The following is a 21,402-nucleotide window of genomic DNA, read 5'->3' as shown; positions in this document are numbered from 1 at the left end:
GGGTGACTGCGCGTGATAACGCTCCATGTGGAACGGTCGTCTCGCGAGCGTATTACCGGATTTCGTTTATCCGGACATGCTGGCAGCGGCCCCTATGGTTATGATCTCGTTTGTGCTGGTGTTTCAGCAGTCTCTTTTGGCGCGATTAACGCGGTCGAAGCATTGACACATAGTCATCCGGATGTCAAACAGGCACCTGATGGCGGGTTGCTTGATTACAGAGCGGATGAACAGGCATCAGAAAGCGATCAGGACAAGGCGCAGTTAATTCTTGAGGCAATGATTGTCTCGATGCGAACCATTGAGCAATCGTACGGTAAATTTTTACGAATTCACGATAAAGGAGGTGTCGATCATGCTTAAACTCGATCTTCAGTACTTTTCATCCAAAAAAGGTGTGGGTAGCACGAAGAACGGCCGTGATTCGATCGCGAAGCGTCTCGGCGCGAAGCGTGCGGACGGCCAGTTGGTGACGAGCGGTTCGATCTTGTATCGTCAGCGCGGTACGAAGATTCACCCGGGAACCAACGTTGGACGCGGAGGCGACGATACTTTGTTTGCTACGGCTGACGGTATTGTTAAATTCGAAAAGTTTGGCAAAGGCTTGAAAAAAGTCAGTGTTTACCCGGTTGCTCAGGAAGCATAATTCGGTGGACAGCTGAATGGTTTCGCCAAAAAGACGGCAGAGGATTCTGTATTGTTTGCAGGATATCTTTGCTGTCTTTTTTTATGAATAAAGCATGGATTTTTTTGCCAAGAACATAGCGGATTTGGCAATGCCAAGTTTTTCTGAACTACGATGCCATATAAAAGCGATTTTTGATTTTTCTGCTATACTTGTCTTAGTATATTTTGGTAGGAGGAACCGGAATGATTACTGAGGAAGAGGGCGTTAAAATAATCAGTTCGGCACGGCATGTACTCTTGAATCAGCTCCAGCTGATAAAAGGTTATCTCTATATGCAAAAGACACAGAAAGCAAATGAAATCATTGATCAAATTACTGAACAATTGAGAGAGCAAGCACGACTCTCACGATTGAATTTACCGAAAGTGACTTTTTTTTTAACGACTGCAGTCTGGTCAGCGCTTCCTTTCCAAATCGCTGTGCATGTTGCTGAGGGTTTGCGGCCGCTTAGCGAAGCGCCTGTCGGAGCAAAGCGTCTCTCGATTATTGACGAACAGCTAACGATGCTGTTTGCTGAGCTTCTGACGTATTTCAAGCAATATGCCTCCGAGTTAACGGATAATTTTTTTGATCTTTACATTTTGAACGATACGTCTGGTTTACAGATCAAGATCCTTTATTCTGGGGCGTTGCAACAAAAAGAGGCAGCCTTTGCGACTTTTCGAGAGAAGCTCCTGAATGATTCGTTTCCTTGCGAAGAACACTATATTGAGGAGAATGAGGAACAAAAAATGAGGTGGAATTTGTGTTTGTCGATCAAGTAAAAGTATTTGTTAAAGGCGGTGATGGCGGCAACGGCATGGTCGCTTTCCGTCGGGAAAAGTATGTACCTGATGGCGGTCCAGCCGGCGGCGACGGTGGGAAAGGTGCCGATGTTATTTTTGTCGTCAATGAAGGACTTCGAACACTGATGGACTTCCGCTATAAACGACATTTCAAAGGGAAAAAAGGGGAAAATGGCCGAACGAAAAATCAGCATGGTAAAAGCGCCGAACCGCTAATTGTCCTTGTTCCGCCTGGCACTGTGGTTCGCGATGCAGCGACAAGCGACGTATTGGCCGATTTAACGGAAAATGGCCAACGTGCAGTCATTGCAAAAGGCGGTCGCGGCGGCCGCGGCAATAGTCGCTTTTCAACGCCAGCCAATCCTGCTCCTTATATTTCAGAGAACGGTGAACCGGGTCAGGAACGCGAAGTTGTGCTTGAATTGAAACTACTCGCGGATGCGGGTCTCGTCGGCTTCCCAAGTGTCGGAAAGTCAACGCTATTGTCCGCAGTCACATCAGCGAAACCGAAAATCGCTGCCTATCACTTTACAACGCTTGCGCCGAATCTTGGGGTTGTGTCAGTGGATGAGGGACGCAGTTTTGTGATTGCCGATTTGCCCGGACTTATTGAAGGCGCGAGCGAGGGTGCCGGTCTTGGTTACCAATTTCTTCGGCACATTGAGCGAACTCGTGTTATTGTCCATGTTGTCGATATGTCCGGTAGCGAGGGACGTGATCCATTCGACGATTATCAGAAGATTAATGAGGAATTAAAAAGTTATCAGTATCGACTGATGGAACGCCCACAAGTGATTGCTGCGAGCAAAATGGATTTACCGGGTGCAAGTGAGAATTTGGAAGCTTTCCGTAAAAAAATCAGTGCGGATGTTCCGATTTATCCCATTTCTTCAGTCACACATGAAGGCTTAAAGCCATTAACTAACAAAGTTTATGAATTAATTGAGAAAACGCCGCTTTTCCCGCTTGAAGAAACAGAAAAACAAGATACTGTTTTTCAGTTTGAAATGGAAGAAGCGCCATTCACGATTATTCGAGACAGCGATGGCATTTTCAATGTCTCGGGGGCAAAGTTAGAACATTTATTTAAAATGACCAATTTTCATCATGATGAAGCGATTCGCCGTTTTGCCCGCCAATTACGCAGCATGGGCGTCGATGACGCGTTGAAGGAAAAAGGGGTTCAGGAAGGGGACACAGTACGTATCCTCGATTTTGAATTTGAATATACAGATTAAAAAGCCCGCATTTTCTTTAAGAGATAACAAAGTATAAAGATTTTTGCAAAAAATGGACTTGGCTAAGCCAAGTTTTTCTGATATGCAGCAAAGGCGCAAGACGCTTATAATACGCAAGAAAAAGAAAGAGGCTGTCCCATATGGTCAAATAAAAATTGGCTCTTGTGACAACCTCTTTTCATACTTTCTAGAGCAAAAAGCCGGCCTCTTTCAAATCAAGTACAGCGTGATCAATTTGTTCGGGATAATCAGCCTCAAGAAGATGGAGATGAACGCCACCTGTCAGAGAAGAGAGAAGTGAAGCTCTAGTAGCAGACAGACGTTCAATAAACTGTGCGACATCCTGCCGTGAGCGAATCATTAAGGATCCAGTCATTTCGCCATAGAGCGGGTGCTCAACCGTTACGTTGATTATAGAAACGTGATTATCAACAATCAGGGTCAACTCACGTTCTGTTTCCGACACACTGTGTTTGCAGGCAATCAATCGAGTTGTTTTTACATTCTCCGTCTTTTCCAAAAATAAATAGCCTTGAGCGGTAGCAATAATCGGGATGAGCCGCGCTTTGAGCAGCGCAATATCCTGAACGATCACCTGACGGCTGACGCAGAGCTGTACTGCCAGATCACTGCCGGTAACCGGTGCTAAAGCTTTCCTTAGAATTTGGATAATTTGCTCGCGTCTCTCTTTAGCAGGACGGCGCTTGTTCTGGATTTCCGACATTTGCAACCTCCACATATATTTTGCTTGTTTTATTATAATCAATCCTTGTATTCCTTGCACGGCGTAGGTGGACAAAAAAGCGGGCTTATCCCGAAATATGGTGTCACTTCGACAAGTTTTCTGCAGAAACAGTGGCAAAATGCCTAGTAGAGCCATATACATAAAAGTGACTTTCACAGGAGGGATGGGAACCGTGAAATTATATGTTGTGCAACAGGGCGACACACTAGCGGGTATTGCAAATAAAAATGGGATGACCTTGGAAAACTTTATAAAGATGAATGAACATGTGACGGATAGGACATTAAGAGCTGGAATGAAAGTTATTATTGATGCTGGCATACAGCCGGTCCGAGTCGCTATGCGTTCGGAGAAACCGAAAATCAAATTACTTGGGCAGAAGAAAATCCCACTATCGCAATTTATGACGCCTTCTGCGTCGAAACCAAATGCAAACGCAGCGGTGTCGCCGGAAGCGACAAAGCCAAATGCGAATGCAGCGGTGTCGCCAGCAGCGACGAAGCCAAATGCGAATGCAGCAGTGTCGCCAGCAGCGACGAAGCCAAATGCGAACGCAGCAGTGTCACCAGCAGCGATGAAGCCAAATGCGAACGCAGCGGTGTCACCAGCAGCGACGAAGCCAAATGCGAACGCAGCGGTGTCACCAGCAGCGACGAAGCCGAATGCGAACGCAGCGGTGTCACCAGCAGCGACGAAGCCAAATGCGAACGCAGCGGTGTTACCAGCAGCGACGAAGCCGAATGCGAACGCAGCAGTGTCGCCAGCAGCGACGAAGCCAAATGCGAATGCAGCAGTGTCGCCAGAAGCGACAAAGCCGAATGCGAACGCAGCAGTGTCGCCAGTAGCGACGAAGCCGAATGCGAACGCAGCGGTGTCACCAGCAGCGACGAAGCCGAATGCGAACGCAGCGGTGTCGCCAGCAGCGACGAAACCTAAAGAAGACTATCCGATCATTTTTTATCCAAAGGAGCCGACACATATTGCTCCAGTCACGACACACTCAATGGTTAGTCCGTATTCACAGGTTCCAAATTGGGGCCCGAATGCCAATCTTCCTGGGAGTGCGATGAGTCCAGCAAGCGCCAGTCCAAATGTTCCACTGAATGCGATGAGCCCAAGCGCGACAAGTCCAATGTATGCCAAAGCGCCGACGGCAACTAGTCCCGCCTCGGCAGGCCCGAATTGGGGCTATCCGAATACGATGCTGCCAGGGAGCGCGGTGAGTCCAGCAAGTACCGGTCCAAATGTTCCACAGAGTGCGATGAGCCCAAGTGCGACAAGTCCAATGTATGCCAAAGCGCCGATGGCAACGAGTCCCGCCGCAACAGGCCCGAATTGGGGTTATCCGAATACGATGCTGCCAGGGAGCGCGGTGAGTCCGGCAAGTACAGGTCCGAATGTTCCGCAGAGTGCGATGAGCCCAAGTGCGACAAGTCCAATGTATGCCAAAGCGCCGACGGCAACGAGTCCCGCCGCAACAGGCCCGAATTGGGGCTATCCGAATACGATGCTGCCAGGGAGCGCGGTGAGTCCAGCAAGCACCGGTCCGAATGTTCCACAGAGTGCGATGAGCCCAAGTGCGACAAGTCCAATGTATGCCAAAGCGCCGACGGCAACGAGTCCCGCCGCGGCAGGTCCGAATTGGGGTTATCCGAATACGATGCTGCCAGGGAGCGCGGTGAGTCCAGCAAGCACCGGTCCGAATGTTCCACAGAGTGCTATGAGTCCGAGTGCAACAAGTCCAATGTATGCCAAAGCGCCGACGGCAACGAGTCCGGCCGCAACAGGCCCAAAATGGGGCTATCCGAATACGATGTTGCCAGGGAGTGCGGTGAGTCCAGCAAGCACCGGTCCAAATGTTCCACTGAGTGCGATGAGCCCAAGTGCGACAAGTCCAATGTATGCCAAAGCGCCGACGGCAACGAGTCCGGCCGCAACAGGCCCAAAATGGGGTTACCCAAATACGATGCTGCAAGGGAGCGCGGTGAGTCCGACGAGCACAGGCCCGAACGTTCCAAACGCGATGAGTCCATCACAAGTAAACGCCTATCAAGATTATCCATTTATGAAAAAAGGGGCCATTCAACCGAGTCAGTCTATTAAGGCAGGGCAGACGAGCGCTACTGCACCATGGATGCCACAGCAACACGTCGTCGGCGGACAAAGTACGCAGCTACCTGCAATGCCATCAAAAAATCTGCCAGTCGGGAAAGGAATGGTTGGCGGCTATCCGTACCCTTATATGCCAGCGACGAAGCAACCTTGCGGCGGATGCGGCCCGAAGCTGTATTCACCTTTTTATCAAGGGCCTAGCTATTACGGCGGAAATCAACCGCCGATGAATCCATACGTATCAAAAAATAAGGCACCGCGAGGCGATTAAGGCACCCTTACAGGTAATTTTTGATAAGCGTAAAAACTCCTTTCGCCACACATGATAAAAGCGAAAGGGGGATTTACAAGTGAAGAAAGTTGTGATGACGTTAGGGGCTGTTTTGACGATGACCGGAGTGCTCGCCGGATGCGGCGCGAACTCCGCTTATCAAACGCCGAATGGGACACAAAATGTGACCTATCGTACGAATTCAACGGTGCCAAATACGTCCTATGTGCCTAATGCGAATTCAACTGTTCCGTATTATTCGACGCAGCAGCCAAATATCATGCAGAATAGCTATACGACTGATAAAGCATTGTCGAAGCAGATAGCAGATCGGGCAGCGTCAATCAGCGGTGTAGCCAAGGCTCACGTGGTGGTTAGCCGAAATAATGTGTTGATCGGCTTAGAGGCTGATTCTGCCACGACGCAGTTAAAAGCGCTTAGAAAATCGGTGTACCTGGCAGTTAAACCGCTTGCAGGTGGCAGACATGTCTATATAACAACCGACCGCCGTTATGTCACCAAGATAACGAATTTGGAAACACGTTTTAATACCGGTAAAGGGATGCGTGAGTTCCGCACGGACGTCACTGGGATTATTAATGATCTCTCAAGCGCGCTAAAACGTCCCTTTCAAAACAACGCAAAATAAATCGGATCCTTCATCCGGAGAGAGCAGGGGATTTTTCCTTGCTCTTTTTTTCAGTAATAAAAATATGTATAATGAGAAACGGAAATGTATCTGATTCGATAGATGAAATGCGCGCCTTACAAAGGGTAAGAATCAGAAAGAGAGGAGAATTTTTATGTCAGGTCACTCAAAATGGAATAACATTCAGCATAAAAAGAATGCGCTGGACGCCATTCGCGGAAAAATTTTCATGCAATTATCCAAAGATATTTATACGGAAGCACGCCGGGGCGGTGGTGATCCGGAAATGAACGCGGGACTGAGGCATGCCATTGAAAAAGCCAAAGCAGCAAATATGCCTAATGATAATATTTCCCGGGCGATAAATAAGGCTACAGGCAATCTCGATGGCGTGACGTATACGGAAATAACCTATGAAGGATACGGACCAGGCGGCGTGGCTGTAATGGTTGATGTGCTGACGGATAACCGCAACCGTTCCGCGTCGGAAATCCGCCATGCTTTTTCAAAGAGCGGCGGCAATCTCGGCGAATCAGGGAGTGTGGCCTTTTTATTTGATAAGCAGGGCTTGATCGAAATCGAAAAAACGGACGACCTCGACGAGGACCAAGTCATGATGGATGCCATTGATGCTGGTGCTGACGATGTGCAGACCGAAGAAGATCGCTTTATCATTACCACCTCGCCGGAATCGTTTGAAGACGTCAAAAAAGCTTTAGACGAACAAGGCTATGCGATCGATCGCGGCGAAGTGGCTATGATCCCGAAAACAAGAACCGCTTTAACTGGTGATGATTTGGAAAAGATGGAAACACTGATGAACACACTTGAGAATAATGATGACGTTCAGGATATCTACAGTAATCTGGAAGAAGCCTGAAACTGTTTGGATTTTTGAAAAATGAGTGTAATCAGGTGAGGGGCATTCGGTATCGGGTGTCCCTTTTCTTTGTCAGTAAGAAAAGTAGATGAGCTTATTTGTTGTAAAAAAAGCAGCGAAAGCGCGAGACGCCTGCGGGATAATCAGCTTTGTTTTATTACAGCAAGCTGCGCTTATGCTATGATAATGAGTATAAAATGGGACGAGTGAGGAGCGGGAGCGTGTTTGATTATATTAAAGGCGTTTTGACCTATTTATCGGGAAATGGAATTGTTCTCGAACAAAGTGGAATTGGTTATCAAATTGTCTGCGCCAATCCATTCAGTTATCAGCCGCTTCTAAAAAAAGAGACAGTGGTTTTCCTCTTTCAGTATGTGCGCGAGGACACGAATATTTTATACGGGTTTAAAAGCCGTGAAGAACGTGAATTGTTTATCCGCTTAATTTCAGTTTCCGGTATCGGACCCAAAATAGCGCTCGTTGTTCTGGCGTCTGGTGAAACAGAGGAAATTATCCGAGCGATTGAAGCGGAGGATGAACGTTATCTGACGCGTTTTCCAGGGATCGGGAAGAAAACAGCTGGACAGATTATTCTTGATTTAAAGGGCAAACTGAAAGATTTTTCAATTGGGGTCAGCCATGCGGCGCATCCAGAGGAAGGCAATCAATCGCTGGATGAAGCCAGTGATGCCTTGAAAATGCTCGGCTACTCCGAGAAAGAGATTAAACGTGTCCTCCCTGTACTCAGCAAACAAGAGTTGACAGCTGAAAATTATGTGAAAGAGGCGTTACGTCTGCTGATGAAAGGGTAAAAAAGAGGTGAATGCCAATGGATGAAGAACGGCTGATGTCCGGTGAATCATCAATAGAAGATCAAGGTCTTGAGCAGTCGATTCGTCCGGCGGATCTCGACCATTATATCGGGCAAACAGAGATCAAAGAAAATCTTCAAATCTTTATTCAAGCAGCGAAAGAGCGTCAGGAACCTCTCGATCACGTGTTGCTATACGGACCGCCGGGACTTGGAAAAACAACGTTGGCCATGATAATTGCCAACGAGATGGGTGCAGGCATCCGAATGACATCTGGTCCGGCGTTGGAGCGGCCCGGCGATTTAGCTGCCGTTCTGTCATCGCTTGAGCCGGGAGATGTGCTTTTTATTGATGAGATTCATCGGCTGAGTCGCAATGTCGAGGAAGTGCTCTATCCGGCAATGGAAGATTTCTGCATGGATATCGTCATCGGCAAGGATGAAACCGCCCATTCGATCCGCCTGAATCTTCCGCCGTTCACGCTTGTCGGCGCGACGACCCGAGCCGGTTATTTGTCGCCGCCGTTGCGCGATCGTTTCGGCGTTGTCAACCGGCTGCAATTTTATCGAACGGATGAATTGGCTCAGATTGTCCGGCGGACGGCAGCGGTTTTGCATGTGGCAATCGATCAGGAAGCGAGCTTTGAAATCGCGCGACGATCGCGCGGAACACCGCGAATTGCCAACCGCCTGCTTCGGCGAATCCGTGATTTTGCCCAAGTTGAAACAGGGGGAGCGATCGCTTGCGATATTGCTCGGAGAGGCTTAACCCGTCTTCACGTCGATGAGGCGGGGCTTGACCGTGTCGATCACCAGCTGCTTGAAGGCATGATTCGAAAATTCGGCGGTGGTCCGGTTGGTCTGGACACGCTAGCCGCAGCTATCGGTGAAGAACGACACACGATCGAGGATGTTTATGAACCCTATTTAATGCAACTTGGCTTTATTCAGCGTACGCCGCGTGGACGTGTGGCGACAAGTCTAGCCTATACACATCTTCATATCGCAAAGGAGAGCTGATTATGGGGGATTTAAGTCGCACACTGATGGTGCTCGGGGTGGTTCTCTTCATTGTCGGTCTTTGTCTGCCACTTATCGGTAAAATACCCGGCGACATCGTGATTAAAAAAGGTAATGTTACGTTCATGTTCCCAATTGTCACCTGTCTTGTAATTAGTCTTGTTTTATCCCTAATTTTTTATCTGATCAATCATTTTCGTTAAAGAAAGCGAGTGCTGTAGAAAGATGGATGTATCTGATTTTGATTATGAGTTACCTGAAGAATTGATTGCGCAAACACCATTGAAAGATCGCGCGGCTTCCCGGCTGATGGTTTTGAATCCGAATAAGGATCGGATCGCACATCATCATTTCAGTGAGATCATTGACTATCTGAACCCAGGCGACTGCCTTGTGCTCAACGATACCAAAGTACTGCCCGCCCGTCTGATTGGGCATAAAGAAGAGACGAACGCGAAAATTGAACTACTGCTGCTAAAGCAGACCGAAGGCGATACATGGGAATGTCTTGCGAAGCCGGCAAAACGCGTTCATCAAGGTGCACACATTCAGTTTGGTGACGGTCGCCTGAGCGCAGAATGTATTGAGGAGCTTGATGAAGGGCGCCGATTGATGGCTTTTCACTATACGGGTATTTTTTACGAAGTGCTGGAAGAACTAGGGAAAATGCCGCTGCCGCCTTATATAAAAGAACAGCTTGATGATCCAGATTTATACCAAACCGTTTACGCAAAGCACCGTGGGTCAGCGGCTGCACCGACGGCAGGTCTTCATTTTACAAAGGAATTGCTCGCTGAGATTGAGAAAAAAGGTGTTCATCTTGTCTTCATCACCTTGCATGTCGGACTCGGGACATTTCGTCCGGTCAAAGTGGACAAAATAGAAGAACATACGATGCATTCCGAATTTTATCAAATGTCGGCGCAAGCTGCGGACACATTAACAAAAGCGCGTGCTGAAGGTAAACGGATTATCGCTTGTGGCACGACCGTTATCCGGACACTAGAGACGATATGCGCTAAATTCGATGGACATTTTCAAGAGGCTTCGGGTTGGACGACTATTTTTATCTATCCAGGTTTTAAATATCGCGGGATTGATGCGATGATTACGAATTTTCATCTACCAAAGTCAACGCTAATCATGCTCGTCAGTGCGTTTGCCGGTCGCGATTTTATCTTAAAAGCTTATCGAACAGCCGTTGCGGAACGCTATCGCTTCTTCAGCTTTGGCGACGCGATGTTTATCGAGGAAGGAATTCACAAATAATGAATCACGCAGTCACTTACGAATTAATTAAAACTGAGAAGCATACTGGCGCTAGGCTCGGCCGTTTGCACACGCCACACGGCACATTTGACACGCCAATGTTTATGCCGGTCGGGACGCAGGCGACTGTGAAAACAATGAGTCCGCGCGAACTGAAAGAAATGGGCGCTGGTGTGATTCTGAGTAATACGTATCACCTCTGGCTGCGTCCCGGAGAAGAAATTGTTCGTGAAGCCGGTGGCCTTCATCAGTTTATGAACTGGGATCAAGGGATCCTGACCGACTCCGGAGGTTTTCAGGTCTTCAGCCTGAGCAAATTGCGCGATATCTCGGAAGAGGGCGTCCACTTCCGCAATCACTTGAACGGTGAGAAATTATTTCTGACGCCAGAGAAATCGATTGCGATTCAGAATGCGCTTGGTTCGGACATTATGATGGCCTTTGACGAATGTCCGCCGTATCCGTGCTCCTTTGATTATATGAAAACATCGACAGAGCGAACGAGCCGCTGGGCAGAACGCTGCCTCGCGGCAAATATCAATCCGGAGATGCAATCGCTCTTTGGTATCGTTCAAGGCGGTGGCTTTAAGGAATTGCGTGAACAGTCTGCTCGTGATCTCACCTCACTGGATTTTCCAGGCTATGCAATCGGCGGGCTCTCGGTTGGTGAACCGAAAGAGACAATGAATGAGATGCTGGCGTTTACGACGCCTCTTCTACCGTCCGACAAGCCGCGTTATCTGATGGGGGTCGGATCGCCTGATTCATTAATTGACGGCACGATTCGCGGCATTGATATGTTTGACTGTGTGTTGCCGACGCGGATTGCTCGGAATGGAACCTGTATGACTTCACACGGGCGTTTGGTCATCCGCAACGCCAAGTATGCGCATGATTTTGGCCCACTTGACGATCAATGTGATTGCACGGTCTGCAAAAATTATTCGCGGGCGTATATTCGCCATTTGGTAAAAGCAAATGAAACCTTTGGATTTCGTCTGACTACTTACCATAACCTTTATTTTCTGATAAAATTAATGAAGCGTGTCCGATCAGCAATTATGGACGATCGGTTGCTTGATTTCAGAGAAGAATTCTTTGAGTCTTACGGCTTTAATCAGCCGAACGCTAAAAATTTCTAAACGATGAGAGGAAGAGAGAAAGATGGGTATGATTATCCCTTTAGTGTTATTTGTCGCCATTTTTTACTTCATGCTGATTCGCCCACAGCAGAAGAGGACAAAAGAAACACGCGAAATGCAAGCATCACTGTCAAGAGGCGATAAAGTGGTAACAATCGGCGGCCTACACGGCACGATTGATTCCTTTGATGAGAAACAGATGGTTTTGAAATGCGGCAATAGCCGGCTGACTTTCGACCGTGGCGCGATTCGCGAAAAAGTTAAATCAGCTGCTGAACCGAAACAAGAAGAGAAGAAATTGGAAGATAAGAAAGACGCAACGCAAGACGTTGCCGCTGAAACTTCCGAGAAATAAGACAGCAAGGCCAGGAACAGCCCTCTGAATTGGACATTGATGCCAATCTCAGAGGGCTGTTCGCATTTTCACGCACGATTTCTGGATACACGAAATTTCTCTAATGCTTGGCCGAAAATAAATTCACACCAACGACGCCGCCAAGTGCCGCGGCAGCGATGTTTGCTGCGAAAAAGCCATATTGACTGAAACCTGGCGCATGGTCAAAGCCGAGAAATTGGAAAAAGAAGCTGAAGCAACAATAAATCAATCCGGTTATCGCGCCGATCAGTAAACCGCGTTCTTTCATCTTAGAACCGGCGATGACGCCGCCGATAAACAAAGAAAGCAGAGAAATAATCAGCGGCAGTATGGAACTTGTGCTTTCGGAATATGATGTGAAGCGCAGCAGCGACGCAAGTAAGAAAGCCGACGCAAGAATGATAAGAAGTGCGGCAGTTATCCCATAAGTCACCGCTGCAAGCCAATGACGCGCCATAAGAACACCTCCATAATAGTTAACAGTCAATGCTTAGACTCGATGCTTGATCTTATTCGGACAAGACTGGGTTGATGACTGAGCGTTCTGATTAATTTTTAAACGACAACGGTTCAATAGATCGCCCGCAAAAATTGGTTCTCATGATCCGTCTCTGTTGGTTCATAATAAGAATGGAAAGCAAGTCCCGGACGAACAGTGGGGCAAAGGAGCGATGATTTTATTGGAAACGATTATCACGCGTACGCTTTTTTTAATGGTGCTGATCGGGCTCGGATTCAGACAGATGCTTGCTGCGAAGATGAGTGATCGTCCGTTTTCTGAATGGTTGATTCTGGCTGCGGCAGCTGAATTCTCGGTGCTTGCTGTGATTGAACCCGACGTGCCGTTAACGTTCTTCTTTGTCCCGATCCTTTTGCTGATTCTCGCTCACCGTTTTTTTGCATGGTTTCAGAAACTTACAGGCAAATGGCCACAGATGTCGCTTGTTCCCTTGACGTTAGCCGCAGATGAGCTTCTTTCGAAAAATCTGAATGCGGATGAACCGATTCCTGTAATGGGACTTGTCTTGATTGAAAACGGCAAAATACGCAGCGATAACTTGCGCCGGATTGAACGGACGCAGCTTTGGCTACGTCAGGAACTACGCAAATTCGGTTATCGCGACATTCGTCAAGTGAATTATCTGACGATGGATCAGACAGGTAATTTTTTTATGGATTTGAAAAAAGAGGGTAATCCTTAAAATTTGACTTGTTCAAACCATTTACCAATTAGCGGCAGGGAGCGCAGCTGTTCTTTAGTTATCATGCCAAAAACGATCGCAAGCAGAAGATAGGTGCTGGCAAGGATGGTGATAAGCAGAATCGTTCGCGGAATCAATGCTATCCCCAGAAAAGTATGGTCGATAAGAAAACGAGCAAAGAACGCTGCGATCAGCATGACTGCACCGGTTCTGACATAGTCGCGGATGACGAGCGAAAAGCCGATGGCCTTGAACATGACGGACGCGTGAAGCAGCGTGACCAGAACGACATTCATACAGATTGCCAGCGCAACGCCATTGATCCCAATTTGCGGTTGGCTCGTCAGCAGAAATAAGGCAATTGTTTTGACAACAGCGCCAATCAGCGTATTGTACATCGCTGGTTTCGCGAGATCCAGTGCCTGAAGAACAGCGTGCATCGGCGCTTGAAAATAGTAAATAAGGAAGAACGGCGCCATTATATACAAAAATGAGGCCGACTCGGGCGATTCGTAAATTATCTGCATCAATGGCGCAGCGAAACAAGTGGTAACGAGGATTGACAGACCACCAAGGATCATCGCGATCCGCAGCGCCTGATTGAGTCGGTAATGGATCATTCCGTAATTCTTACGGGCATAAGCTTCACTGACCGCCGGAACAAGAGAGACATGCAGCGCATGCGTGATAAAGGTCGGCAGAAGCAGCAAGGTCATGGCGTATCCGGTGAGCTGACCGTATAACTGTGCCGAAGCTTTGATGGAATAGCCAGCAACCATCAGCCCGTGTGAAACGATCATCGGTTCAAGAAAATTGCCGAGCGATCCGATCAATCGGCTGCCCATTGTCGGCAGACCGATATTCAACAAGCGCCGCAAGGTTAACCGGCTGCCTTTCAACATTTTTCGTCCGCCTTTAATTTTCATTTGCGCTTCTTTGCGGAATTGATGGATCATATAGAACAGCGACGCACATTCGCCGGCCGCTCCGGCGATCATCGCACCGGCTGCCGCAAAAGCAACGCCGCGTGGCATCAGCATGCTCGATAATGTAAAAACAAGCGAGATCCGTACCACTTGTTCAACAATCCCGGAATAGGCATAAGGTTTCATATTCCGGATACCCTGGAAATAGCCACGAATCACTGAAGCAACGGCGACAATCGGAATCACCGGCGTGATCGCAAGTAGCGGATAAATGACGCGGCTGTCTGCATAAAGAAATTTTGCGATGAAAGGAATGGCTATCAACATCAAGATCGTTAATGTAACACTGACGAAACCGACGATAGTCAGTGATAAGGCAAGAATCAATTTTATTTTTCGTTTATCGCCGAATGTATCGGCTTCAGCAACCAATTTGGAAATAGCGATTGGAAGGCCAAGCTCCGTCAGTGTGACAACGAGCAGCATCGCTGGATACGCCATCATAAAGAGGCCGACGCCTTCGTCACCGATGACGCGAGCGAGCACCATGCCGTTGATCATACCAAGCACCCGGGTCAGCAGGCCGGCTGCCATCAATATAAAGGATCCTTTAAGAAATGATTGACGTGTCATCCCACTCCCGCTTTCTTCGTGCAAGGTCTGCTCGAGAACCGTTCGTTTTATTTAACTATATGCATGGGTTTGGTCCAAGCATGACAAGCTGTTTGGAAATAAGGCTCAAGTGGTGCCGCTCACGTTGACTTTTCAAGATTTTTTGCAGGCGATAGGAGTTTTGGTGCGTCCTGTATTTTGTCTTTCGCATGCTGTGCCAGATATGCTATGATAATCTTTATGGGAGGGAAGCAGCATGGCTGATGTTCATGACGAATTTGAAAAATGGCGGACGGTGATCGCACCGTTTCTCTACAGCAAATTAAAAGAATTCCATATGCTTGGACTGAACCATCTGACTTTTGACGATTTTTGGCAATTTGCCAAAGAGACGATGGAGGGGAAAAAGAAAGAAAAGCCGGAACGGATTCACGAAGTGGTCGCCCATGTAATGTCTTTGTCGGTCAACGATTATATGAATAAATTAAGAATTGATATGTTCAAAGATAGTGAGACGGATATGGGCACGCTTTTTCATTTGAAATAAGTGCAGAGGGACAAGCACCGGGGCGCAAAGGCGATCGCCCGGTGCGATAGAGAAGGGAGCAAGTTAAGTCATGGTAAAAAAAGGGCATCTTTTTTCCTTTTTTGCGATTTTGATTGTCGCCGGTGTGATCATGGCGATGATCGCGCAGCCAATCATACATAATGTCAAGCTTGGGCTTGATTTAAAAGGCGGATTTGAAGTGCTTTATCAAGTGGAGCCGCTTAAAGCAGGGCAGAAAATTGATAAAGACACGATGAGTAATGCAGTGGCGGCGATTAATAAACGAATCAACGTGCTCGGCGTCAGTGAACCGAATATTTCAATTGAGAATGGCAACCGGATTCGTGTCCAGCTTCCTGGTGTCAAAGATGAAAAACGGGCGCGTAAATTGCTATCAACAACAGCGAATCTGACATTCCGCGATTATAAGGATCGGCTAATGCTCGATGGCTCGGATCTGGTGCCAGGCAAGGCCAAGGTCGGTTTTGATAACCTGAACAAACCACTGGTTACGCTGCGGCTGAAAGATCCGAATAAGTTCGCAAAAGTAACAAGAAAAATTATGAATGAAAACCCCAATGTGCTTGTCATTTGGTTGGATTACCAGAAAGGCGACTCATTTCTGAAGCAAGTCAACAAGAAGAAGCATAAGTTTATTTCCGCGCCTTCGGTTGATTCTGTGCTGAATACAAGCGATGTGCAGATCACTGGCATGTCTAGTGTTCAGGAAGCCACGACGCTGAAGGACCTGCTGAATTCTGGTTCGCTTCCGGTTAAAATGAAAGAAATCTATTCGAATAGTGTCGGCGCGCAGTTCGGTCAGGATTCGATGAAAGAGACTTTGTTCGCTGGTGCAATTGGTGTGGCGGTTATTTTCCTATTCATGCTGTTTTTCTATCGCCTCGGCGGCTTGATTGCCGATATTACGCTCGTCTTCTATGTGTTTATTGTTATGGGAGTATTTGTTGGTTTGCAGGCTGTATTAACACTTCCGGGTATCGCTGCCTTAATTCTTGGTATCGGTATGGCAGTTGATGCGAATATTATCACACTCGAACGTATAAAGGATGAAATCCGCAGCGGCAAAACGATACTTTCTGCTTTCCGTGCCGGCAACCATCGCGCGTTGCCAACCGTTGTCGATGCCAATATCACGACGATTATCGCTGCCGCCGTCTTGTTTGTCCTCGGCGAAAGTGCGATTAAAGGATTTGCTGTGATGCTGCTGATTAGTAATATTATTACGTTTATTACGTCGATCTATGGTGCACGGCTTTTCCTAGGACTGCTTGTTCATAGTAAATTGCTTAATAACAAGCCAGGGTTGCTCGGCGTGAAGAGGAGTGACATTCGTGAAAACTGATGAAAAAATGAATTATAAACATTACAATAAATTTTACGGACGTCTCGATTTTATGAAGTTCCGGAATGTATTCTTCACCGTGTCCTCGGTGTTGATTGTACTCGGAATCATTTCACTTTTCGTTTTCAAATTGAATCTAGGTGTCGATTTCTCAAGTGGGACTCGAGTCGATATCCAGAGCCCAACGAATCAGACGATGCCGTTGAACAAAGTCGTTCGCTCACTTCAAAAGATGGGCTACCAAACAGAAGAACCTGTGCTCTCTGGCGCACACAATGATGTAGCGACTGTGCAGTTACGCCAAGTATTGAATCAGAATCAGGTTGCGAAGCTCCGAAGCGCGATGCAGAAACAATTTGGCGCAAACCCAACGATTAGTACGGTTTCACCGCAGGTCGGCCGCGATTTAGCTAAAAACGGTATTTTTGCTTTGATTCTCGCATCGATTTTCATTATCATCTATGTTTGGATTCGCTTCGAATTTTTACAGGGTCTAACCGCAGTACTCGCCTTGATTCATGATGCTTTTATCATCATCACCGTCTTCAGCCTGCTGCATATCGAAGTCAATATTTTGTTTATCTCTGCTGTATTGACGATCGTTGGTTATTCGATTAATGACTCGATTGTGACGTTCGACCGGGTTCGCGAGAATATTAAATTGAGTCGCAGACGATTGGCGACCTTGCAGGAATTTGGCGATATTGTCAACCTCAGTATTCGCGAAACCCTAACACGCTCGGTCAACACTGTGCTGACGGTTTTATTTCCGGTTATCTGCTTGCTGATTTTCGGTAGTCCATCGATCAGAACCTTTACGATTGCGTTGTTTGTTGGTTTGATTTGCGGGGTTTATTCCTCCATTTGTATTGCTTGTCCACTCTGGGCAGTGATGAAAACGAAATATGTGGCTAGCCGAAAGAAAAAGAGAACGGTGCAGGTGCAAAACTGATAAGCGCCGGACGAGCTGTTTCTGGAAGGAGCCTGGATAATTGTGAAAAAACAATGGTATCTTCTGTTTACGCTACTTTTTATACTGTTGATTATTTTGTTTTCAATTGCCAATGTCGATAATGTGACCTTCAGTTTCCTTGTCGGCAAAGTGCGACTGCCGTTGATTCTCGTGATAATTGGAGGCATTCTAATCGGTGCGTTGCTTGTCGGTTTATTTACTTACGGCAAAATTTACAGACAGCAGCGGCGCATACGAATACTGGAACGGCAACTAAACAACCGCGATCTCTCGACGGATGCAGATAATAATTCGGTCCCTGACGAAGACGCTGTTGCCGATGAGGCCGTCACGGAAGACTCCCGTTACGCACGGCGAAGAAGATTAAAATAAAGAAACCGCCTGATCATGCGATTAGAGAAGGAGCGAAGGCGGATGCTTCCATCCAAATATCAATGGGCTGTTCAGGATGCAGATGAAGCGCGTGCGGAAGAACTGGCACGCGTCCTTCATCTTTCACCGATGACTGCCCGACTCTTGATTCTGCGCGGCGCAGGGACTCCTGACCGCGCAGATCTTTTTCTGCACCCCGAGCGCGATACGTTTCATGATCCGATGCAAATGCGCGGCATGCGCGAAGCGGTGGATCGCATTCAAGCGGCTATTGCGCAACATGAAAAAATACGGATCTTTGGCGATTATGACGCAGACGGTGTGACGTCGACCGCCCTTTTCGTCCGTGCGCTGCGCGCGGCTGGCGCTGACGTTTCTCGATTCATACCCAATCGTTTCAAGGACGGCTATGGCCCCAATATTGGGGCTGTTGAAGCTGCAGCCGCTGCGGGTGTTCGCCTAATTGTCACGGTTGACTCCGGCATAGCCGCCCTTGATCCGGCGCGGCGGGCGAAAGAATTAAACATTGATTATATTGTCACCGATCATCATCAACCACCGGAACAGCTGCCCGAGGCTTTTGCCATTTTAAATCCGAAGCAGCCGGGTTGTTCCTATCCATTTAAAGACCTTTGTGGAGCCGGGGTTGCTTTGAAAGTAGTGCAGGCACTTTTTCCTGACGAGACTTTTGATCCACGTTGGTTTGATTTAGCCGCCATTGGGACGATTGCCGATCTGGTGCCGCTGCTTGGCGAGAACCGCTTGATTGTTTCAAAAGGATTGAATCAAATGAGCATGGGTTCTTTTGCCGGGATCAATGCGCTAAAAGCTCAGGCGGGTGTTTCTGGCCCGGTCGATAGCGATGTGATCGGCTTCCAAATGGGACCGCGTCTCAATGCTGCTGGACGACTTGAGGATGCTGCGCCGGCGCTACGCTTGTTACTTACAGATGATCCGAGCGAAGCACAGCCACTTGCTGAACGGCTTGAAACATTGAACCGCGAGCGTAAGGCGCTTGTCGAATCGATTACAGTTGAAGCCGACAGTCAGGCGAAGGTCTACGCAGCGCGGGGCGATAAAGCGTTTGTCCTCGCGGGAAAGGGTTGGAATCAAGGCGTGATCGGTATCGCCGCTTCAAAAATTGTCGAACGCTACCATCGACCGACGATTATCCTCAGTATCGATGAAGAAAAGGGCGTTGCGAAAGGTTCCGGACGCAGCATCGATCTGTTTAATCTTTACGAGGGTCTGGTGACCTGTGCTTCTAATCTGAAACAGTTTGGTGGACATAAGATGGCGGCTGGACTTACTTTAGCTATTGCCTCGATTGAGTCATTTCGGGAAAAATTTGCCGCCCATGCTGCAGAAGTTTTAGCCAATAAACCACTTTTGCCTACAGTGGCTGTCGCTGGAACGGTCACGCCGGACCAGGTGACGACTGATTTTATCAATGAACTGGCCGCACTCGCCCCCTTCGGTACGGGTAATCCAAAACCGGTCTTTCAAATGAATGACGTGACGATGACAAAAGTCCGGCTGATCGGACGCGACCAGGATCACTTAAAAGGCGTTTTGCAAGGACAGGAGCAAGAGCTCGATGGAATTGGTTTTCGTCTTGGCGCAGTGGCTAAGCAAATTGCCGCAAGCGACCATTTATCTGTGCTCGGCGAATGCAGTATCAACGAATGGAACGGATTCCGCAAAGCGCAATTTGTGATTCAGGATCTGCGCGTCGATGGCTTGCAACTTTTCGACTGGCGATCCGAGAAACGGCTGCGGGAAAAATTAACGGAGTTATCCGCGGTTTCGTCCGTTTATTTGGCATTTCGCAAGGATACGGTGGACAGGTTGCACCTAGAAACAGCGATTACTGTTTATGACTCGGCATTGATCGTTCATGAACCGGTGCTTGTGCTTCTGGATTTACCACAAGACGCGTCTGAACTTGCGACTTTACTTGCCAGAAGCCCGGCCGTTCATCGCATTTATGCAGTTTTCTCACATGAGCGTGATCACTTTTTCACTGCGTTTCCGCAGCGTGAACATTTCGTCTGGCTGTTTGCCTTGATCCGAAAACGACGCTCGTTTCCAATCGATCCGACACTACACCAAATTGCGACGTATAAGGGTTGGTCGGAACGGATGGTTTATTTAATGACAAGGGTGTTTTTTGAACTGGGTTTTGTTAGAATAGATAAGGGTGTCCTGAGCGTTGTCGCGGCACCTGAGAAAAAGCCGCTAAGTGCATCAACGACTTATCAGAATGAAAAAAAACAAATGGAATTAGAAGATTTATTCTGCTACTCCCCGATCAGTTCTTTAAAAGACTGGTTCGACCTTCAGAAGAAGCATCGGGGAGAGGAAGTTCTTCCGGAGGGGACCATCAATGGATTATAAGCAGTATATTAAGTCGGTAATGGATTTTCCGACAAAAGGGATTAATTTCCGCGACATCACATCGCTACTCGAAGACGGCAAGGTTTATCGCTCCGCGATTGATGAACTCGCGCAATTTGCTAGGGAGAGGCAAGCTGAAGTGATCGTCGGACCTGAAGCGCGTGGCTTTGTGATTGGCGGACCACTTGCTTACGCGTTGACAACCGGCTTTGTCCCCGTACGTAAACCTGGAAAATTGCCGCGTGACGTCGTTTCGGTAAGCTATGAAAAGGAATATGGAACGGACCAGTTGTGTATTCACCGCCAGTCGATAAAGCCAGGGCAGCGGATGCTTGTCACAGATGATTTGCTGGCGACCGGCGGAACCATTGATGCGACGATCAAACTCGTCGAACAGCTCGGTGGGAAAGTAGTCGGCGTCGCGTTCCTGATTGAATTAACGGAACTGAGCGGTCGTTCCTTGCTTAAAGACTATAATGTATTCTCTCTAATTAAGTATTGATTGATTTTGGAGCGCCTGAAGCAACTGGGTGCTCCTTTTACATAAAAAACAGTGGATTTGCTCCTAGTACCTGAAAAAAACTTTACTTTACAGACATTTTCTTTGATAATAATCACAAGGCAATTGAAAAGGGACAGAAGCCGCAAGACTGTTTGCCCCTTTCAACAGTCGAAGCATGCGAGGTTTCATCTGCATGAAGAATTCAGAAGATTATTATCTTTTTTCAAGAGATAAGAATGTATAAGATTTTACAAAAAAAATGGAGCGAAGGCGCGAGACGCCTGCGGGAGAAGCGAGCCAAGTGGGACCCCGCAGATTCTAGCCTGTCTGAGGAGACGCGCGGCGCCCGCGGCAAGCGAGCAGCCGGGGCGCATTTGTGGAAAAAAGGTGCATGAGAAAAATTTAGGCAGTTCAATATATAATTGATCATTAACTGCTCATGTGATCGAACGATTGTAGCGATACGTGCTGACGGCGGTGCTGCTGCCGAATGCCATACACTTTGAAATGAGGCTGCACATA

At 47.8% G+C, this 21,402-nt stretch carries 21 protein-coding genes and 1 pseudogene; 19 read left to right on the top strand and 3 right to left on the bottom strand.

Annotation, left to right across the window (positions count from 1 at the left end; all coding sequences use genetic code 11):
- Positions 1-12 precede the first annotated feature (12 nt).
- The 4 genes from JOC27_RS04325 (at position 13) to obgE (ending at position 2,711) form a co-directional block, all read left to right on the top strand.
- Positions 13-363 carry a ribosomal-processing cysteine protease Prp gene (locus tag JOC27_RS04325; RefSeq protein WP_205005776.1) on the top strand — a complete coding sequence of 117 codons (351 nt, stop codon included), beginning with the start codon at positions 13-15 and terminating at the stop codon, positions 361-363.
- Complete coding sequence (gene rpmA / locus JOC27_RS04320) at positions 356-646, top strand: 50S ribosomal protein L27 (RefSeq protein WP_205005775.1); 291 nt, start codon at positions 356-358, stop codon at positions 644-646. The genes JOC27_RS04325 and rpmA overlap by 8 nt, the downstream gene beginning before the upstream one ends.
- Positions 647-870: 224 nt before the next feature.
- Positions 871-1,452 (top strand): Spo0B domain-containing protein, encoded by a 582-nt coding sequence (locus tag JOC27_RS04315; RefSeq protein ID WP_205005774.1) that lies wholly within the window; start codon positions 871-873, stop codon positions 1,450-1,452.
- Positions 1,434-2,711: a GTPase ObgE gene (gene obgE / locus JOC27_RS04310; protein ID WP_205005773.1), complete on the top strand. Its 1,278-nt coding sequence runs from the start codon at positions 1,434-1,436 to the stop codon at positions 2,709-2,711. Before JOC27_RS04315 ends, obgE begins: the two co-directional genes overlap by 19 nt.
- Before the next feature lie 187 nt (positions 2,712-2,898).
- Here obgE and JOC27_RS04305 read toward each other — a convergent pair whose 3' ends face one another.
- Entirely contained in the window at positions 2,899-3,435 is a 537-nt protein-coding gene (locus JOC27_RS04305) for a transcription repressor NadR (protein ID WP_205005772.1), read from the bottom strand.
- Between the two features lie 193 nt (positions 3,436-3,628).
- Here JOC27_RS04305 and JOC27_RS04300 point away from each other — a divergent pair, with 193 nt between their 5' ends.
- The 9 genes from JOC27_RS04300 (at position 3,629) to yajC (ending at position 11,965) form a co-directional block, all read left to right on the top strand.
- Positions 3,629-5,839, top strand: a complete 2,211-nt coding sequence (locus JOC27_RS04300; protein ID WP_205005771.1) for a LysM peptidoglycan-binding domain-containing protein — start codon at positions 3,629-3,631, stop codon at positions 5,837-5,839.
- 79 nt (positions 5,840-5,918) lie between these two features.
- The gene (locus tag JOC27_RS04295; RefSeq protein WP_205005770.1) at positions 5,919-6,488 is read left to right on the top strand and encodes a YhcN/YlaJ family sporulation lipoprotein; all 570 of its coding nucleotides are present in this window, start codon (positions 5,919-5,921) and stop codon (positions 6,486-6,488) included.
- A 154-nt stretch (positions 6,489-6,642) separates the two neighbouring features.
- On the top strand, positions 6,643-7,368 hold the full coding sequence (locus tag JOC27_RS04290) for a YebC/PmpR family DNA-binding transcriptional regulator (RefSeq protein ID WP_205005769.1): 726 nt from the start codon (positions 6,643-6,645) through the stop codon (positions 7,366-7,368).
- A gap of 221 nt (positions 7,369-7,589) precedes the next feature.
- Positions 7,590-8,180: a Holliday junction branch migration protein RuvA gene (ruvA, locus tag JOC27_RS04285; protein WP_205005768.1), complete on the top strand. Its 591-nt coding sequence runs from the start codon at positions 7,590-7,592 to the stop codon at positions 8,178-8,180.
- 17 nt (positions 8,181-8,197) lie between these two features.
- The gene (gene ruvB / locus JOC27_RS04280) at positions 8,198-9,199 is read left to right on the top strand and encodes a Holliday junction branch migration DNA helicase RuvB (protein ID WP_205005767.1); all 1,002 of its coding nucleotides are present in this window, start codon (positions 8,198-8,200) and stop codon (positions 9,197-9,199) included.
- A 2-nt stretch (positions 9,200-9,201) separates the two neighbouring features.
- A complete protein-coding gene (locus JOC27_RS04275) occupies positions 9,202-9,402 on the top strand; it encodes a DUF2905 domain-containing protein (RefSeq protein ID WP_205005766.1) in 201 nt (66 codons plus the stop codon).
- A 22-nt stretch (positions 9,403-9,424) separates the two neighbouring features.
- Positions 9,425-10,468, top strand: coding sequence for a tRNA preQ1(34) S-adenosylmethionine ribosyltransferase-isomerase QueA (gene queA / locus JOC27_RS04270; protein WP_205005765.1), 1,044 nt, complete (start codon positions 9,425-9,427; stop codon positions 10,466-10,468).
- A complete protein-coding gene (tgt, locus tag JOC27_RS04265; protein WP_205005764.1) occupies positions 10,468-11,610 on the top strand; it encodes a tRNA guanosine(34) transglycosylase Tgt in 1,143 nt (380 codons plus the stop codon). Before queA ends, tgt begins: the two co-directional genes overlap by 1 nt.
- Positions 11,611-11,632: 22 nt before the next feature.
- On the top strand, positions 11,633-11,965 hold the full coding sequence (gene yajC / locus JOC27_RS04260) for a preprotein translocase subunit YajC (RefSeq protein ID WP_205005763.1): 333 nt from the start codon (positions 11,633-11,635) through the stop codon (positions 11,963-11,965).
- Between the two features lie 100 nt (positions 11,966-12,065).
- Here yajC and JOC27_RS04255 read toward each other — a convergent pair whose 3' ends face one another.
- Positions 12,066-12,443, bottom strand: coding sequence for a TIGR04086 family membrane protein (locus tag JOC27_RS04255; RefSeq protein ID WP_205005762.1), 378 nt, complete (start codon positions 12,441-12,443; stop codon positions 12,066-12,068).
- A gap of 214 nt (positions 12,444-12,657) precedes the next feature.
- Between JOC27_RS04255 and JOC27_RS04250 the strand changes: the two genes are divergently transcribed.
- Entirely contained in the window at positions 12,658-13,188 is a 531-nt protein-coding gene (locus JOC27_RS04250; protein ID WP_205005761.1) for a YetF domain-containing protein, read from the top strand.
- Here JOC27_RS04250 and spoVB read toward each other — a convergent pair.
- Positions 13,185-14,747: a stage V sporulation protein B gene (spoVB, locus tag JOC27_RS04245; protein WP_205005760.1), complete on the bottom strand. Its 1,563-nt coding sequence runs from the start codon at positions 14,745-14,747 to the stop codon at positions 13,185-13,187. The two genes, JOC27_RS04250 and spoVB, sit on opposite strands and share 4 nt — an antisense overlap.
- 235 nt (positions 14,748-14,982) lie before the next feature.
- Here spoVB and JOC27_RS04240 point away from each other — a divergent pair, with 235 nt between their 5' ends.
- The 5 genes and pseudogenes from JOC27_RS04240 to JOC27_RS04220 all read left to right on the top strand — a co-directional run bounded on the left by JOC27_RS04240 (position 14,983) and on the right by JOC27_RS04220 (position 20,880).
- On the top strand, positions 14,983-15,273 hold the full coding sequence (locus JOC27_RS04240; RefSeq protein ID WP_205005759.1) for a post-transcriptional regulator: 291 nt from the start codon (positions 14,983-14,985) through the stop codon (positions 15,271-15,273).
- 70 nt (positions 15,274-15,343) lie between these two features.
- A pseudogene (gene secD / locus JOC27_RS13650) lies at positions 15,344-17,588 on the top strand (protein translocase subunit SecD).
- Positions 17,589-17,630: 42 nt separating this feature from the next.
- Complete coding sequence (locus tag JOC27_RS04230; RefSeq protein WP_205005758.1) at positions 17,631-17,981, top strand: lipopolysaccharide assembly protein LapA domain-containing protein; 351 nt, start codon at positions 17,631-17,633, stop codon at positions 17,979-17,981.
- A 42-nt stretch (positions 17,982-18,023) separates the two neighbouring features.
- Positions 18,024-20,378 (top strand): single-stranded-DNA-specific exonuclease RecJ, encoded by a 2,355-nt coding sequence (recJ, locus tag JOC27_RS04225; protein WP_205005757.1) that lies wholly within the window; start codon positions 18,024-18,026, stop codon positions 20,376-20,378.
- A complete protein-coding gene (locus JOC27_RS04220; RefSeq protein ID WP_205005756.1) occupies positions 20,368-20,880 on the top strand; it encodes an adenine phosphoribosyltransferase in 513 nt (170 codons plus the stop codon). The genes recJ and JOC27_RS04220 overlap by 11 nt, the downstream gene beginning before the upstream one ends.
- Positions 20,881-21,402: the final 522 nt, after the last annotated feature.

Source organism: Sporolactobacillus spathodeae (assembly GCF_016908935.1).
Classification (GTDB): domain Bacteria; phylum Bacillota; class Bacilli; order Bacillales; family Sporolactobacillaceae; genus Sporolactobacillus; species Sporolactobacillus spathodeae.
This window is presented reverse-complemented; position numbering and strand designations above follow the sequence as displayed.